A 14,224-nucleotide genomic window follows, 5' to 3' on the forward strand; every position below is an offset into this window, starting at 1 on the left:
TGACACAGATCTTACATTTCTCAAAGCTGATGCGCACTTCTCACCGGGTCATATTCTCTAAGACGGCTTCCTCGCCAACCACGGCCGCCCAGTCAAGCGCCGACAGGGTCGCAGGTACCTAAACGTTGCGTCGAATTTGAGCGTGGACAGTCCCTGACTTGTCTTGCCGCCTCGCCGGCGCGCGTGCAAAGCCTTGATATCGATGGACTTCGTTTGACAAGGAAATGAATGAGCCTCTCCGATCCGTTCTTTGTCTCTCTGGCAGTCCTGGCCGCATTCTCCGTAGGGCTTTCGAAAGGCGGGCTGCCGGTGGTCGGTTCGCTCGCAGTTCCCTTGTTGACCCTGTCGATTTCGCCGGTCGTGGCCGCCGGCATGCTGTTGCCGATTTATGTGGGTTCGGACCTGATCGGCCTATGGCTGTACCGGCGGCATTTCAGCCGGCGCAATCTGACGATCCTCATTCCGGCCGGGCTTGCCGGCGTGTTTTTCGGCTGGCTGACGGCCGAATTCGTATCGAGCGACCACGTCATGCTGCTGGTCGGCGCGGTCGGGCTTTTCTATTGCGTCAGCAGTTTTCTCGCAAAACCGGATCGGGCGCCCAGCAAGGCTGCGGTCGCGCCTGGCCTGATTTGGGGCACGCTCTCGGGCCTCAGCAGTTTCGTCGCGCATTCCGGCGGCGGGCCGTTTCAGGTCTATGTGCTGCCGCAAAAGCTTGAAAAGCTGGTCTTTGCGGGCACCTCGACAATTCTCTTCGCGGTCATCAATGTCGCAAAGCTCCTGCCCTACTGGGCGCTTGGCGAGCTATCGGCTAACAACACGCGAATTACATTGTGGCTGCTACCGGTATCCATAGTGGGCGCCTATGTCGGCGCGCACGCGACGAGAATCATCCCCGATCTTCTCTTCTTCCGCGCGGTGAAGATCGTTCTCGCGGTCATCTCGATCAAGCTGATCTACGACGGCCTCACCTGAGGCGCTAAAGTTTGCGAATTGCCCCTTCTCCAAACCCCAATCCATGGCATAAGGGCCGCATGACAAACCTGCCCGACCCTACCCGCTTCGCCCATGTCACCGATTGGGTATTCGATCTCGACAACACGCTTTATCCGCACCATTCGAACCTGTTCTCGCAGATCGATGTGCGGATGACGGCCTATGTGGCGGAGCTGCTGGCGCTTCCGCGCGAGGATGCGCGCAAGCTGCAAAAGGAACTGTACCTGAAGTACGGCACCACGCTGAACGGGCTGATGGAGTTGCATGGCATCGACCCGGACGATTTCCTGGAGAAGGTCCACGACATCGATTATTCGTGGCTGGTGCCGGATCCGGTGCTGGGAACGGCAATCCATCAACTGCCGGGCCGCAAGTTCATTTTCACCAATGGCGACCGCCGCCATGCCGAACGCGCCGCGCGCCAGCTCGGCATCCTCGACAATTTCGATGCCATCTTCGACATCGTCGCCGCCGGGCTGACGCCGAAGCCGGCGCGCCAGACCTATGAGAAATTCGTCGAACTCCACGCCGTCACCGGTCAGGCCACGGCGATGTTCGAGGATCTCGCGCGCAATCTTTCGGTGCCGAAAGCGCTGGGGATGACGACCGTGCTGGTCGTGCCGAACAATTTCGAGCCGACTTTTTCCGAAATATGGGAAAGCGATCCCGCCCATGAGGACGATGTCGATTTCGTTACCGACGATCTGCCGAGTTTCCTGAACGCGATCGTAAGTGCGAATGCGGGAGTAGGGACAAGATAATTCATATCAGGGAATAGCTTCCCTATTCCCTATTCCCAGCTTGTAGAATCTTCTGACGATGTCCCATGCTTCGTCGGCGGTATCGACATAGTCGATGATGTCCTGGTCGCCGGGCGTGATCGTGCCTTGCTCGGCCAGGAAATCGAGATCGAGCGCGCGACTCCAGAACGCCTTGCCGAATAGGATCACCGGGACGCGCTCCATGCGGCCGGTCTGGATCAGCGTCAGCGTCTCGAAGAATTCGTCCATGGTGCCGAAACCGCCGGGGAATACGGCAACCGCCTTTGCGCGCATGACGAAGTGCATCTTGCGGATCGCGAAATAGTGGAAATTGAAGCATAGCTCCGGCGTCACATAGATGTTGGGCGCCTGTTCGTGCGGCAACACGATGTTGAGGCCGATGGAGGGCGCACCCACGTCGGCGGCGCCGCGATTGCCCGCCTCCATCACGCCGGGACCGCCGCCCGTCACCACCACGAATTCGCGGTAGTAGGAGGTGGCCGATTGCTGCGAGCACAGGCGAGCGAATTTGCGCGCCTCCTCGTAATATTTGCTGTTTTCTTCGAGGTTTTTCCGCTGCGTCTCATTCTTCGCCGCCCATGCATCGCCGCCGGGTTCGGGAATGCGCGCGCCGCCGAACAGGATCACCGTCGAGCGGATGCCGCGTTCGGCCAGGATCATCTCCGGCTTCAGCAATTCGAGTTGCAGCCGCACGGCGCGCAATTCGCGCCGCGTCATGAAATCCTCGTCGTTCCAGGCCAGGCGATAGGTCGGCGCGCGCGTCTGCGGCGTATCGGGCACGCTTTTTGCCCGCTCCAGATCCTCGTCCGAATGCGGAAGCGGCGTCCAGCTCGCTTTTTCCTCGGTGTTCATGCCCAAAATCCCCAAATGCTGCCTGTTCGGCGCACGCCACGGCGCCGTGCTGATTGACCGACCCCGGACCTTAACATAGGGTCCGCGCGATTTTGGAACAGGTTAAGGGCCAGCCCTTAACAGCATGGAAATGGAGCCGCCCGCATGCCGAAGCCCGATCTAGCCAGTCTCGAAAAGACCATCGACAAGGCGTTCGAGGCGCGCGACGGCATTTCCACCGACACACGCGGCGAAGTCCGCGAGGCCATCGAGTCGGCTCTGAACTTGCTCGACAAGGGAACCGCCCGCGTTGCGGAACGCCAGGCCGACGGCACATGGCATGTCAACCAGTGGCTGAAGAAAGCCGTCCTCTTGTCCTTCCGGCTCAGCCCGATGGATATTATCGGCGGCGGCCCCGGCCAGGCCGTGTGGTGGGACAAGGTGCCGTCGAAATTCGACGACTGGGGCGCGGTCGACTTCGAAAAGGCCGGCTTCCGCGCCGTGCCGCCGGCGGTCGTGCGGCGTTCGGCCTATGTGGCGCCGGGCGTCGTTTTGATGCCGTCCTTCGTCAATGTCGGTTCCTATGTCGATAGCGGCACCATGGTCGACACCTGGGCCTCGGTCGGTTCCTGCGCGCAGATCGGCAAGAACGTGCACCTGTCGGGCGGCGTCGGCATCGGCGGCGTGTTGGAGCCGATGCAGTCCGGGCCGACCATCATCGAGGATAATTGCTTCATCGGCGCGCGCTCCGAGGTGGTCGAAGGCTGCATCGTTCGCGAAGGCTCCGTGCTCGGCATGGGCGTCTTCATCGGCCAATCGACCAAGATCATCGACCGCGCCACCGGCGAGGTATTTTATGGCGAAGTCCCGGCCAATTCCGTCGTCGTCGCGGGATCCCTGCCTGGCAAGCCGCTCCCCAATGGCGAACCCGGCCCGAACCTCTATTGCGCGGTCATCGTCAAGCGGGTCGATGCAAAGACACGCTCCAAGACCTCGATCAACGAATTGCTGCGGGACTGATTTCGCGCTGAAACGCGCACCTCTAAGGGCGGCAGTCAGACCCGCCGCCCTCCTTCGGCCTCCCTTTGGGCCTTCAAGCCCCAGCCACTACGGAATGGAATGCCTTGCCCGGAAAATCGGAACTCATCTGGCTGTTCTTCAGGACATCGGGCCGCGTCAGCCGGATGGTCTATTTCCTTGGCGGGCTGCTGATCGCGCTGGCCCAGGTATTCCCGCTCTATCGCTTCACCCTGACGCCGGAAGGCACGACCGCGAGCGAAATCTGGGCCGCCCTTTTCATGGTCGCCTTCCTTGGCTCGCTCTGGTCGAACATCGCGCTGGCCGTGAAGCGGTTGCACGATTTCGGCAAGCCGGGATTGGCGGCGCTGTTGCTGTTCGTGCCGATCGTCTCGTTCATCGCCTTGTTCGTGCTCTGCCTGTTTCCGGGCGATCCCGAAGCCAATCGCTATGGCCGCCAGACCAACGCGCCGGATTGAGCCTCAGAGGCCTCTGGCGCAAAGGTCGGCTGATGACAGGCCGCCGGCTTTCGACTATCGCTTGGCGCCATGATGATGCCTCTCGATCCCGCTGAAAACCTTGCAGCCCTGATCCGCTGCCCCTCCGTCACCCCTGCCGAAGGCGGGGCGTTATCGGTGCTCCAAGCCATGCTGGAGCCGCTCGGCTTTGCGGTCGAGCGCCCGGTCTTTTCCGAGGACGGCACGCCTTCCGTCGAAAACCTCTACGCCCGCCGCTCCGGCAACGGGCCGCATCTGATGTTTGCCGGCCATACCGACGTTGTGCCGGTCGGCGACGAGACAGCGTGGACGCACCCGCCCTTTTCCGCCGAAATTGCCAATGGCGAAATGTATGGCCGCGGGGCGGTCGACATGAAGGGCGGCATTGCCTGTTTCATCGCCGCAGTCGCGCGCCATGTCGAAAAGCACGGCGGGCCGAAAGGCTCGATCTCGCTGCTGATTACCGGCGACGAGGAAGGACCGGCCATCAACGGCACCACCAAGCTGCTCGACTGGGCAGCAGCCAAGGGCGAGACCTGGGATGCGGCCATCGTCGGCGAACCGACCAACCCGGACACGCTGGGCGATGGCATCAAGATCGGCCGGCGGGGGTCGCTGTCCGGCACCATCACCGTCAACGGCCGCCAGGGTCATGTCGCCTATCCGCACTTGGCCGACAATCCGGTTCGGGGCCTGATGAGCTTGATCGACGCGCTGCTTTTGCCGGTCTTCGACAAGGGCACGAAGGATTTCCAGCCGACCAACCTGGAAATCACCACCATCGATGTCGGCAACACGGCCACGAACGTCATTCCCGCCAAGGCGACGGCCACCTTCAATATCCGCTCCAACGACACCTGGAACGCCGAAACTATCCAGGCGGAAATTCACAACCGGCTCGATCGGGCGGCGCGGCGCAAGAAGTATCGCGCCGGGCGAAGCGAGCCCGTGGACTACGAACTGGTCTGGCGCGACCGGCCGAGCCATGTCTTTTTGACGCGCGACGACAAACTGGTCCAGACACTGAGCGGCTCCATCAACGCGGTGACCGGTAAAACCCCTGCCCTGTCCACATCCGGCGGCACCTCCGACGCCCGTTTCATCAAGGACTATTGTCCCGTGGTCGAATTCGGGCTGGTCGGCAAGACCATGCATATGGTGGACGAGCGGGTTGCCCTTGCCGATCTCGAGCAACTGACCCAAATCTATGAGCGTTTTCTCGAAGACTGGTTCAAGCAAGGCTGAGGGACAAGTCGATGCTGCTCTCGGCGGATGAAACACAGGCTTCGCTCACGGGCGCCTGGCGATTGATGCTGGGCAAGCCTGACGGCCTGCGCCTGCTCGACCTTTCCGCCGACGGCTTCTGGAATTCCTTCTATGCGATGGTTTTCGCCGTGCCTGCCCTTATCGTCGGCTGGGTCGGCATCGCCAATGAAATCGGCGACCCGGATGTCTTTGCCGGGCGCCTCGCAATGCTGTTTGGCCTGGCGGCGGTAGATTTCGGCGCCTGGGTACTGCCGCTGATCGGCCTTGCCCTGGTCGCGCCGCGCGCCGGCATCGGTGAACGTTTTGTCGCTTATGTGGTGGCCAGCAACTGGGCTTCCGCCATCATCGCGTGGCTGATGCTGCCCCCAGCGCTTATCCGGCTGTTTCTTCCCGCCAGCGACCCGACCGCCGGTTTCTTATCGCTGTTCTGCTTTCTGCTGTCGATGGTTCTTACCTGGCGCATGACCAACGCCGTGGTCGGCAAGGGTGCAGCCATCGGCACCGCCGTTTTCGTCGGCATGTTCGTGATTTCGCTCGTGGTGGTGTTTGCGCTGCAGGCGATGCTCGGCATCACCGTGCCGGAAACCGCCTAAAGCATTTCCGGATAGTCGACCTTCGTCAGAAAAAGCCCATCCGGCGGCGCAACCTGTCCGCAGGCGGCACGGTCGCGCGCGTCGAGCGCCGCCTTCAGCCTGTCGGCCGTCCAAGCGCCGTCGCCGACCCGCTTCAGTGATCCGGCAATCGAGCGCACCTGGTTGTGCAGGAACGAGCGCGCCGATGCGCGAATTTCGATGACATCGCCGCTGCGCGTAACTTCCAGACGCTCCAGCGTCCGAACCGGGCTTTTGGCCTGGCATTGGGTCGAGCGGAAGGTGGTGAAATCATGCCGCCCGAGCAGCACTTTGGCGGCCTCGTGCATGGCAGCCGCGTCGAGCGGCTTCGGCACCCACCACACCTTGCCCATTTCGAGCGCTGCTGGCGCGCGCCGATTGAGGATGCGGTAAAAGTAATGACGGCCAAGCGCCGAAAAGCGGGCGTCGAATTCATCGGAAACCGGGGTAGCCTTCAGGATGGAAACCCGTTCGCCTGCCATCTGCAAATGCGCGTTGACGGCATCGCGCACCTTGTCGCCGGTCCAGTCTTTCGTCAGGTCGGCATGCGCCACCTGCCCGGTGGCATGGACGCCGGCATCGGTGCGGCCAGCGCCGCGCAACGCGATGGCGTCACCGCTGAATTTCAGGATCGCGGTCTCTATCGCCTGCTGTACCGAGGGCTGGTCGGCCTGCCGCTGCCAGCCGGCATAGGCCGCGCCGTCATATTCGATGTCGAGGCGAAAGCGCGGCATCCCCCGGCAACAGGATCAGGCGGCCAGCGATTCGAAGGCCGTGGCATAGACGAGCAGGCCGATTTCCGGCGCTTCGCCCCATGCCAGCGCCTGCAATGCCGGCCCCTGATACGGGCTCTCGAACGCTGCCGCGCGTGCATGGGAATAGCCGAAGCGGCCGTAATAGGCCGGATCGCCCAGCACGATGGAAAGCTGCTCGCCGGCGGCTTTCAGCCGGATATGCGCCTCGCGGACCAGCGCGCCGCCGATGCCGGTGCCGTGGAACGAGTGATCGACCGCCAGCGGCGCAAGCGCCACGGCGGCAAACTTCTTGCCGCCATTCTGTACGAACAGCCGCGAAAACAGGATGTGGCCGACGACCTGGCCGTCTTCTTCCGCGACCAGTTCGACGACGGCGTCGCCGCTGGAGATCAGGGCATCGACCAGTCCGGCTTCCGCCTGCTGGCCGAACGCGTTTTCCTCGACGAGCCGGATCTGGTCGCGGTCGCGCGGCGTTGCCGCCCGTATCGACATCATGCTCATGACAATTTCATTCCTTTTTCCATTCGTGTGCCGCGCCGGAACTCCGATGCGGCAACGGCCCGGCTTCCTGCCCGTTGCACTTCGACCAGCCGGACGGAACCTATGCCACAGGCGACAGTCAACTGATCGTCCAGCAGGCACCCCGGCTCGCCAGTGCCTTCGGCAAGCCCCGAACGCAGCAATTTCAGCCGCTCCATGCGGCCGCCGATTTCCACTTCGCACCACGCGCCGGGAAATTGCGACAGGCCGCGAATATGGTTGTGGACCTCATCGGCCGGAAGCGTCCAATTGACGCGGGTTTCCGCTTTATCGATCTTTCTGGCGTAGGTCACCCCTTCGGCCGCTTGAGGCGCAAAGCCGAGTTCGCCCGCTTCCAGCCGCGCCACCGCCTCGGCCATCAACCCTGCGGCGCGATCCATCAAGGCGTCGTGCAGCGCGCTGGCGGTCATGTCCGGGCCGATCGCGACCTTGTCGACCATCGCCACCGGTCCGGTATCCAGGCCGGCCTCCATCTTCATTACCATCATGCCGGTTTCCGTGTCGCCAGCCATGATGGCGCGCTGGATGGGGGCGGCACCGCGCCAGCGCGGCAAAAGCGAGGCATGCCCATTGAGGCAACCAAGGCGCGGCGCATCGAGGATTGCCTGCGGCAAGAGCAGCCCGTAGGCGACGACCACGCCAAGGTCGGCATTCAAGGCATGAAAAGCCGCCTGCTCGGCCTCGGCCTTCAGCGATGTCGGCGTTCGCACCTCCAGCCCCAACCGCTCGGCTTCGCGCTGGATGGGCGACGGCTTCAATTCCAGCCCGCGGCGGCCCGCTGCGCGCGGCGGCTGCGTATAGACGGCGACGATCTCATGCCCGGCCTGCGCCAGCGCACGGAGCGTCGGCACGGAGAAATCCGGCGTGCCCATGAAGACGATGCGGAGCGGCATTTTTATGCCCTCAGCTTGCCCGGTTGCTGTTCCTTGGCGATCTTCTTGAACCGGCGGATGACAATATCGCGCTTGAGCTTGGAAATATGGTCGATGAACAGGACGCCGTCGAGGTGGTCGATCTCATGCTGCAGGCAGGTCGCCATCAAGCCTTCCGCCTCGATCTCCTGGCTGGCGCCACTGCGGTCGAGATATTTCACCCGCACCGACGCCGGGCGCTCGACCTCGGCGTAATAATCCGGGATCGACAAACAACCCTCTTCGTAGACCGAGCGGTCGTCGGTGCGAGCCAGAATTTCGGGGTTGATGAAGACGTGCGGCGCGGGGTCGTCGCCTTCCTTGGCGAGGTCGATGACCAGCACGCGCAGCGGCTCGCCCACCTGGATTGCCGCAAGGCCGATGCCCGGCGCGTCGTACATCGTCTCCAGCATATCGTCGGCCAGTTTGCGCAACGGCGCGTCGACCCGTTCGACGGGTTTGGAAACCTGACGCAGGACCGGATCGGGCAGGATGATGAGCGGCTTTATCGACATTCGCCTCACCTAAGACCTCACACAAACAGCGTCAACGCCCGCAAGCTTATTGTTCACGTTTTGATCTGACGCGATCGGTCGAATCGGCTATGCTGTCCCCATGAATGAGACAAGTGCTGCCTTTTCCGAACCGATAATCCGGCTCGGCGCGACGACGATTACGCTTGGCCAGATGCTGGTTTTTGGCGGCGTCGTATTTTTTCTTCTACTTGCGGCGCTTGTGATCGCCCTGTGGCGCTCGGCCAAGGCGCGTGCGGCTGCGGCCGCTGAGGCTGCCGAGCACGCCCGCGACGCGGAAGCCCGCATGGCCGGCATCCTGCAATCCCAGGCCGAGATGCAGGGGCGCATGGGGGCCATCGCCGACGTATTTGGCGCACGCCAGGCCGAACTGACACAATCCATCGGGCAACGTCTGGACGCCATGACCGGGCGGCTCGGCCAAACGATGACCGAACAGACGAAATCCACCCATGAGAGCCTTGCCCGGTTGCAGGAGCGGCTTGCCGTCATCGATACCGCGCAAAACAACATCCAGTCGCTGGCCGGCCAGGTGGTGCAGTTGCAGGCGATCCTGTCCAACAAGCAGACGCGCGGCGCGTTCGGACAATCGCGCATGGAGGCGATCGTCGCCGACGGCCTGCCGATGGGGTCGTTCGAGTTCCAGGCGACGCTGTCCAACGGCAGCCGGCCCGATTGCCTGATAAAAATGCCGAACGGCGCGCCGGCGCTCGCCATCGACGCGAAATTTCCGCTGGAAGCGTGGAACGCCATTCGCGCGGCCGACGGTCCGGACCTGCAGAAGGTCGCGGCGCAGGCGTTCCGGCGCGACATCGAAGTGCATGTTCGCGATATTTCGGAAAAATACCTGATCCAGGGCGAGACGCAGGACACGGCCTTCATGTTCGTACCCTCGGAATCGGTCTTTGCCGAGATCCACGAGAATTTCGAGGCCATCGTCCACAAGGCGCACCGTGCCCGCATCGTCATCGTCTCGCCCTCGCTGCTGATGCTGTCGATCCAGGTCATCCAGGCGATCCTCAAGGATGCGCGGATGCGCGAACAGGCGCATCTGATCCAGGGCGAGGTAATCCGGCTGATGGAGGATGTGGCGCGCGTCGACGAGCGCGTGCGCAAGCTGCAAACGCATTTCGGCCAGTCCGCCAGGGATATCGAGGACATTCTGGTCTCGACGTCGAAGGTTACGAAGCGCGGCCAGAAGATCGAGGCGCTGGAATTCGGCACTCCGCCCGATGACGCGAAGGAGGATACCGACGCGCCGCCGCCCAAGCCGGCCATGCGGGCCGCCGATTCGAAGACCGGGCAGCTTCGCCTGAGAGTGGTCGAGGGCGAAGACTGACCCGTCCAAGGATCAAGTGCGGCCGCCCAAGGGGTGCCCGAATGTGCGAGTCTGGCCGTTCCGCGCCCGATTCAACCCGAAAAAGGGTGTATTTTCACGGCAACACCCCGGAATTTCATGCCAGTTATGCGGTATTGTCGCTTGAATTCTCGCATTCCGCGCGTATGTAAGCGACGCGAATTGACTTCAAGGAAGTGGACTTGGCTATCTATAGGGAAAAAGACGTTTTCGAGCGGCGTAATGCTGCAAACGAGGCAAAAAAGGCGCTTCTGGAGCGCTTCAAGGCAAAACCGGCGGCGGATGATCCCGCAGTGCTGGCGCGGCAGGCGGAACGCAAGGCCATTTTGGAAGCCCGCACGATACGCGAAGCCGAAAAGGCAAGGCTGAAGCAGGAAAAACTGGCACGCGAGGCGGCAGAGAAAGCCGAACGCGAGGCTGCGGCGGAAACGGCGCGGATCGCTGCGGAAGAAGAAGCGCAGGCCGAAGCCAAGCTTCGCGAGGCAGAAGAGACCGAGCGTATCGCTCGCCTCCTGTCGGACGACGCGGAACGCAAGGCCAAGCGCGATGCACGCTACGCAGCGCGCAAGCAGCGTGGCGGGCGGACGCCTCCAGGCTTTACGGCGCGCTGACGCATCCGGCTCCGGCCGTAAGCATCCAAATTGAAAAACCGGCATGCCCTCGCGGCAATGCCGGTTTTTGGCGTTTCGCCGATTTTCAATGCATGTCGCCTGAAAGTGGGAACCGGTTTCGGGGCAACGACATGCATCAAAACAAGGGCTTGAAACGCACCGCATGGTCCCATTCAGGTGTGACGCGTTGTAGCCGCCGATTTTTGGCTTCACATGTTTCAAGAGCATCGGACCGAAAAACCTGGTCCGGTATTCGGTTGTTCCGATGCTCTGTGAAAACGTCAGGCCGCCAGTTTCAACCCAAGGATGCCGCAAACGATCAGCGCGATGCAGCCAAGCCTGATTGCAGTCGCCGGCTCGCCCAGCAGCCAGATGCCGAGCAGTGCCGTTCCCACGGTGCCGACCCCGGTCCACACGGCATAGCCCGTTCCGACCGGCAGCGTCTTCAGCGCGAGGCCGAGCATGGCCATGCTGATAATCATCGATACTACGGTAAGGAACGTCGGCAGCGGTCGGGTAAAACCGTCCGTGTATTTCAAGCCGATTGCCCAGCCGATTTCAAACAGGCCGGCAATAAGCAGAATGGTCCACGCCATCGAAGAACTCCGTCGATTTGGCGGGTCGTCCCGGCTGACTGTTCATAAGACCGCAGGGTCGTCCCTGCAGGAATAGCAAATCGGATCGGCAGTCGCACCAGCGCCGACGCACGATCGAAATCTCGACTAGTTCAGGATAGCGAAAATCGCCGCCGACAACCCGTTCCCTGGGCGGTGGATCGTGCGCTATTTGTCCTTCAGCCGCGTCGCCTTGACCGGCGGCGCTTTCAGCGCCGGTTCTGGCGCCGGCTTCTTGGCATCCTTCTTCGGTTTGCGGGCTTCCTTGCCTGCCTTCATCGCACCTTTGGCCATGATTCGCTCCTGCGGTTGGCTAGATTGGATAGAACCAATAGTTTGACGCGTCCGCAAGGCCCATGAAAAGCCGAGCGATGAAAAACTGGGCGCTTCCAGCGGCGGCACTATGTAGCGTTGATCTGCTTTCATGGAGTGACAATGGCGGCACATAGCGGGTCAAAAGTCGTTATCTACGCGGCGCTTGTGGGCAATCTGGCCATCGCGCTGACAAAATTCGCCGCCGCTTTCTTTACCGGCAGTTCGGCGATGCTTTCGGAAGGCGTGCACTCGCTGGTCGACACCGGCAATGGCGGCCTGCTGCTCTATGGCATGCACCGCGCAGCCCGGCCCGCAGACCGCATGCATCCGCTCGGTCACGGCCGCGAGCTCTATTTCTGGAGCTTTATCGTAGCACTTCTGGTTTTCGCGCTGGGTGCGGGGGTCTCTTTCTACGAAGGCGTCACCCACATCATGACGCCCGAACCGGTCTCCAATCCCAAGGTGAACTATATTGTGCTCGGTCTGTCCTTCCTGTTCGAAGGCAGTACATGGTGGATCGCACTGAAGGAATTCCACAAGACCAAGGGCAAGCTCGGCTGGTTCAAGGCCGTTCATGTGAGCAAGGACCCCAGCGTCTACACCATCCTGTTCGAGGACAGTGCGGCGCTTCTCGGCCTTGTCGTCGCCTTCGCCGGCATCCTGGCCGCCGAACTGCTGGACATGCCGGAACTAGACGGCGTCGCCTCGATAGGGATCGCGCTCATTCTCGGTGCAACCGCGATCTTCCTCGCCCGCGAAAGCAAGAGCCTGTTGATGGGCGAGCCCGCATCACCAGCCATGCAGAAAAAGATCCTGAAAATCGTCCAGCAGGACCCCGCCGTGCAGCGGGCCAACGGCGTTCTCACCGTGCATATGGGGCCGCAGGAGATCGTCGCCGGCCTCAGCATCGAGTTCGAGGACCGCCTTGCCGCGCCCGAGATCGAGGCGTGCGTGGAGCGGCTGGAAGCCCGGCTCAAGGCGGACGTGCCGGAGATCACCAGCCTGTTCGTCAAGCCGCAGACCGCCGGCACCTGGGAACAACGCCGGCAGGTGATCGCGGAGGACGACGCGAGCGAGTGAGGCTACATGGACTTACCCATGCGCGACCATGACGTGGCGGACGGCCGTATAATCCTCCAGCGCATAGAGCGACATATCCTTGCCGTAGCCGGACTGTTTCAGCCCGCCATGCGGCATCTCGTTGGTCAGCATGAAGTGCGTGTTGATCCAGGTGCAGCCATATTGCAGCCGGGCAGCGGTCGCCATGGCGCGCGAGACGTCCTTGGTCCAGATAGAGGAAGCGAGCCCATAGTCGCTGTCATTGGCCCAGTTGACCGCCTCGTCCGTGTCCGAAAAGCGCGTGACGGAGACGACCGGCCCGAACACCTCACGGCGCACGATCTCGTCTTCCTGCAGAGCACCGGCAACCACGGTCGGCTGGTAGAAGAAGCCGGAGCCGTCGCCCGGCTTGCCGCCGGTGGTGATTTCGATGTGCTTCAGTTCCGAGGCGCGCTCGACGAAGCTTGCGACGCGGTCGCGCTGGCGCATCGAGATCAGCGGGCCGATCTCGTTTTCCGTGTCGTCGGGCCGATTGTATTTGATGGTCGAGACCGCCGACGACAGGTCGGCGACGAGCTTGTCGTAAATCTTCTTACCGGCATAGATGCGGCAGGCGGCGGTGCAGTCCTGCCCGGCATTGTAGTAGCCGAAGGCGCGCAGGCCGCTGACCACGGCATCAAGATCGGCATCGTCGAAGACAATGACAGGTGCCTTGCCGCCCAGTTCCAGATGCGTGCGCTTGACCGATTTCGCGGCCGCCTGAAGCACCTTCTTGCCGGTGGCGACATCACCGGTGATCGAGATCATGTTGACCTTCGGGTGGTTGATCAGCGGGCTGCCGACGCTTTCGCCACGGCCGAGAACGACACTGACCACGCCTTCGGGCAAAACTTCGGCAAAAATCCTGGCCAGCTTCAGCGCCGTCAGCGGCGTCTGTTCCGAAGGCTTGAAGACGACCGTGTTGCCTCCGGCAATCGCTGGCGCCAGTTTCCACGCCATCATCATCAGAGGGTAGTTCCACGGCGCGATGGAGGCGACGATGCCGATCGGGTCGCGGCGCACCATCGAGGTGTGGCCGGGGATGTATTCGCCGGCAACGACGCCGGGCATGGAGCGCACCGCGCCGGCAAAGAAGCGCCAGCAATCGACAATAGCCGGGATTTCGTCGTTGAGAACGGCGTTGATCGGCTTGCCGCAATTCAGCGCTTCAAGGGCTGCAAATCCTTCCGCCTCCGCTTCGATGCGGTCGGCGATCTTCAACAGGTAGCCCGAGCGCTGCGCCGGCGTGGTGCGCGACCAGGTGACGAACGCCTTTTCGGCGGCGGCCACCGCCGCCTCGATCTGAGCGGGGCCGGCTTCCGGCAGGTTGAAAATGGTTTCGCCGGTCTTCGGATTGAGGACGGCCTCCTCGGATTCCGTGCCCTTCTCGAACTTCGAGCCAATCAGCATCTCGGTGTCCATTTATCTTCCTCCTACGGTGATCCAGTGCGTCCTTCGAGGCCCGCTTCGCGGGCACCTCAGGATGAGGGAGT

General features: G+C 62.3%; 17 protein-coding genes. 9 read left to right on the top strand and 8 right to left on the bottom strand.

Annotated features, from left to right (window positions below; translation table 11 throughout):
- The first annotated feature begins 228 nt into the window (after window positions 1–228).
- A complete protein-coding gene (locus tag ACX3P1_RS14225) occupies window positions 229–972 on the top strand; it encodes a sulfite exporter TauE/SafE family protein (protein ID WP_459080242.1) in 744 nt (247 codons plus the stop codon).
- A 59-nt stretch (window positions 973–1,031) separates the two neighbouring features.
- Entirely contained in the window at window positions 1,032–1,754 is a 723-nt protein-coding gene (locus ACX3P1_RS14230; protein WP_459080243.1) for a pyrimidine 5'-nucleotidase, read from the top strand.
- A 6-nt stretch (window positions 1,755–1,760) separates the two neighbouring features.
- Here the strand turns inward: ACX3P1_RS14230 and ACX3P1_RS14235 are convergent, their stop codons facing one another.
- A complete protein-coding gene (locus tag ACX3P1_RS14235) occupies window positions 1,761–2,627 on the bottom strand; it encodes an LOG family protein (protein WP_459080244.1) in 867 nt (288 codons plus the stop codon).
- A gap of 144 nt (window positions 2,628–2,771) precedes the next feature.
- On the opposite strand from ACX3P1_RS14235, the gene dapD reads away from it, so the two are divergent.
- The 4 genes from dapD to ACX3P1_RS14255 all read left to right on the top strand — a co-directional run bounded on the left by dapD (window position 2,772) and on the right by ACX3P1_RS14255 (window position 5,979).
- The gene (gene dapD, locus ACX3P1_RS14240) at window positions 2,772–3,626 is read left to right on the top strand and encodes a 2,3,4,5-tetrahydropyridine-2,6-dicarboxylate N-succinyltransferase (RefSeq protein WP_459080245.1); all 855 of its coding nucleotides are present in this window, start codon (window positions 2,772–2,774) and stop codon (window positions 3,624–3,626) included.
- 104 nt (window positions 3,627–3,730) lie between these two features.
- A complete protein-coding gene (locus ACX3P1_RS14245) occupies window positions 3,731–4,102 on the top strand; it encodes a DUF805 domain-containing protein (protein ID WP_459080246.1) in 372 nt (123 codons plus the stop codon).
- Window positions 4,103–4,171: 69 nt separating this feature from the next.
- Window positions 4,172–5,365, top strand: coding sequence for a succinyl-diaminopimelate desuccinylase (gene dapE, locus ACX3P1_RS14250; RefSeq protein WP_459080247.1), 1,194 nt, complete (start codon window positions 4,172–4,174; stop codon window positions 5,363–5,365).
- Window positions 5,366–5,379: 14 nt separating this feature from the next.
- Window positions 5,380–5,979 (top strand): transporter, encoded by a 600-nt coding sequence (locus tag ACX3P1_RS14255; RefSeq protein ID WP_459080374.1) that lies wholly within the window; start codon window positions 5,380–5,382, stop codon window positions 5,977–5,979.
- On the opposite strand, the gene truA is transcribed toward ACX3P1_RS14255, so the two are convergent.
- Genes truA through def form a run of 4 tightly spaced genes read right to left on the bottom strand, consistent with a single transcriptional unit; the run spans window position 5,976 to window position 8,718 of the window.
- On the bottom strand, window positions 5,976–6,731 hold the full coding sequence (gene truA / locus ACX3P1_RS14260) for a tRNA pseudouridine(38-40) synthase TruA (protein WP_459080248.1): 756 nt from the start codon (window positions 6,729–6,731) through the stop codon (window positions 5,976–5,978). The genes ACX3P1_RS14255 and truA overlap by 4 nt on opposite strands.
- Before the next feature lie 15 nt (window positions 6,732–6,746).
- Complete coding sequence (locus ACX3P1_RS14265; protein WP_459080249.1) at window positions 6,747–7,253, bottom strand: GNAT family N-acetyltransferase; 507 nt, start codon at window positions 7,251–7,253, stop codon at window positions 6,747–6,749.
- Complete coding sequence (gene fmt, locus ACX3P1_RS14270; RefSeq protein WP_459080250.1) at window positions 7,250–8,185, bottom strand: methionyl-tRNA formyltransferase; 936 nt, start codon at window positions 8,183–8,185, stop codon at window positions 7,250–7,252. The genes ACX3P1_RS14265 and fmt overlap by 4 nt, the downstream gene beginning before the upstream one ends.
- A 2-nt stretch (window positions 8,186–8,187) precedes the next feature.
- Window positions 8,188–8,718: a peptide deformylase gene (gene def, locus ACX3P1_RS14275; RefSeq protein WP_459080251.1), complete on the bottom strand. Its 531-nt coding sequence runs from the start codon at window positions 8,716–8,718 to the stop codon at window positions 8,188–8,190.
- Window positions 8,719–8,818: 100 nt separating this feature from the next.
- On the opposite strand from def, the gene ACX3P1_RS14280 reads away from it, so the two are divergent.
- Both ACX3P1_RS14280 and ACX3P1_RS14285 read left to right on the top strand, forming a co-directional pair.
- Window positions 8,819–10,075 carry a DNA recombination protein RmuC gene (locus ACX3P1_RS14280; RefSeq protein ID WP_459080252.1) on the top strand — a complete coding sequence of 419 codons (1,257 nt, stop codon included), beginning with the start codon at window positions 8,819–8,821 and terminating at the stop codon, window positions 10,073–10,075.
- 200 nt (window positions 10,076–10,275) lie between these two features.
- Entirely contained in the window at window positions 10,276–10,704 is a 429-nt protein-coding gene (locus tag ACX3P1_RS14285; protein ID WP_459080253.1) for a DUF6481 family protein, read from the top strand.
- A gap of 281 nt (window positions 10,705–10,985) precedes the next feature.
- On the opposite strand, the gene sugE is transcribed toward ACX3P1_RS14285, so the two are convergent.
- Both sugE and ACX3P1_RS14295 read right to left on the bottom strand, forming a co-directional pair.
- Window positions 10,986–11,300 (bottom strand): quaternary ammonium compound efflux SMR transporter SugE, encoded by a 315-nt coding sequence (gene sugE / locus ACX3P1_RS14290; protein ID WP_459080254.1) that lies wholly within the window; start codon window positions 11,298–11,300, stop codon window positions 10,986–10,988.
- A 186-nt stretch (window positions 11,301–11,486) separates the two neighbouring features.
- Complete coding sequence (locus tag ACX3P1_RS14295; protein ID WP_459080384.1) at window positions 11,487–11,744, bottom strand: hypothetical protein; 258 nt, start codon at window positions 11,742–11,744, stop codon at window positions 11,487–11,489.
- Between the two features lie 9 nt (window positions 11,745–11,753).
- Here ACX3P1_RS14295 and ACX3P1_RS14300 point away from each other — a divergent pair, with 9 nt between their 5' ends.
- A complete protein-coding gene (locus tag ACX3P1_RS14300) occupies window positions 11,754–12,713 on the top strand; it encodes a cation diffusion facilitator family transporter (protein WP_459080255.1) in 960 nt (319 codons plus the stop codon).
- Window positions 12,714–12,725: 12 nt separating this feature from the next.
- Here ACX3P1_RS14300 and ACX3P1_RS14305 read toward each other — a convergent pair whose 3' ends face one another.
- Window positions 12,726–14,153 (bottom strand): gamma-aminobutyraldehyde dehydrogenase, encoded by a 1,428-nt coding sequence (locus ACX3P1_RS14305; protein WP_459080256.1) that lies wholly within the window; start codon window positions 14,151–14,153, stop codon window positions 12,726–12,728.
- Window positions 14,154–14,224 lie beyond the last annotated feature (71 nt).

The organism is Mesorhizobium sp. A623, from assembly GCF_054489405.1.